The sequence below is a fragment of the Robertmurraya beringensis genome (genome assembly GCF_042433785.1).
Classification (GTDB): Bacteria; Bacillota; Bacilli; order Bacillales; family Cytobacillaceae; genus Robertmurraya_A; species Robertmurraya_A beringensis.
In genome coordinates this window covers 1-1,417 of the sequence record NZ_JBHLUU010000058.1, presented here as the reverse complement: position 1 = coordinate 1,417, position 1,417 = coordinate 1, and the positions used below count along the sequence as shown (strand labels likewise).

The 1,417-nt window shown below is 34.5% G+C and carries 2 protein-coding genes; one reads left to right on the top strand and one right to left on the bottom strand.

The features are described 5' to 3' along the window. Window positions 1-235: 235 nt before the first annotated feature. The gene (locus tag ACFFHF_RS11875) at window positions 236-583 is read left to right on the top strand and encodes a spore coat protein (RefSeq protein WP_174752363.1); all 348 of its coding nucleotides are present in this window, start codon (window positions 236-238) and stop codon (window positions 581-583) included. A 265-nt stretch (window positions 584-848) separates the two neighbouring features. On the opposite strand, the gene ACFFHF_RS11870 is transcribed toward ACFFHF_RS11875, so the two are convergent. Next, a partial coding sequence (locus ACFFHF_RS11870) for a Tn3 family transposase (RefSeq protein WP_377058226.1) occupies window positions 849-1,417 on the bottom strand: 569 nt, incomplete at its 5' end.

Genomic DNA, 1,417 nt, shown 5'->3' with positions numbered 1-1,417 from the left:
TCTTATATCCTTATCAATCTTTTTAAATTCCGGATAAAACAATATATCTGAATATTCAATTATTTGTAGTTTCACCCATAAAAATCCAATTTGACAAGTTTCAAAAATCTTTATGCAACGCTAATGACATAATATAAAAATATTGTTAGGGAACGTGTCGAAAAATATTTTTTTGACACCCCAGCAACGGGTTAAACTGTTGCTAAATCAACATTTATAGAGGGAGGAAACTATAGTGGAAAATAATACTCCAAACAGGATTAAAAATCCTGAAACACCAGTCCCTAAGACGCCGCAAATGAACGATAGAGATTTTCTAAACGATGCCTTAACTACGGAAAAATATATATCTTCCTCATACTCGACTGCATTAAAAGAAGCTAGCCATGAATCGTTGTATCGTACAATAGCGTCTGTTTCCCAAGAAACAGAAGACTGTCACCGCAATCTATATAACTTAATGTTTAAAAACGGATGGTACGGTTTGGAAAAAGAAACTCCACAAACTATTCAACAATCGGTTCAGCAATTTTCTAACTACATGCAAAGTCAAGATCCATATAGAGGTAATGTAATACAATAAAAGAACACGTGTTCAAGAAGAATAAACTCAAGGTAAAACAACAATAGTTATGCGAGACAAAAGGTTGGTTAGTTGTTAACCAACCTAGAAAATAATTTAGAATTTACAACAATCGAAAGGGCGGCGGTAAGATGAATCTTAAGTGGATGAAACTTTTATCAACGGTTTTTCTTTCAATTTTCTTGTTATTAGGGGTAGCGTCAGGAAAATGCGGATTTACAACGCTAAGCCCATTTTCAAGACGATTCCCCCAGTTTTAACAACGTTAAGAAAGTTTCAAGGGTCTTAAAGAATCTAACGAGACCATTTTCTCCGAATTAAAATGGTATTCTCCAAGTAAATTAATATGTTCCCAACCTAGAGGTGACATATGGTGCAATAATTCTTCATTAAAACTACCTGACCGTTTTTGATATTCAACTGCCTTTGTTAGATGTAAAGTATTCCAGATACTGATGGCATTGATAATTATGTTTAAGGCACTGGCCCTTTGCAATTGATGCTGTATGGTTCGTTCCCTAAGCTCGCCTTGTTTTCCGAAGAAAATAGCTCTTGCCAGTCCATTCATGGCTTCTCCTTTATTCAATCCTTTTTGTATTTTTCTTCTTAATGATTCATCCGAAATATAATTCAAAATAAAGATCGTTTTTTCTATTCGGCCCATCTCACGTAAGGCTGTAGCCAAGCTGTTTTGTCTTGAATAAGAACCTAATTTCCCCATAATAAGGGATGCTGAAACTGTTCCTTCCCTTATAGAATGAGCTAATCGCAAAACATCCTCATAATTCTCTTTAATGACCTTTGTATTTATTTGTCCACGTAAAATGACTTCTA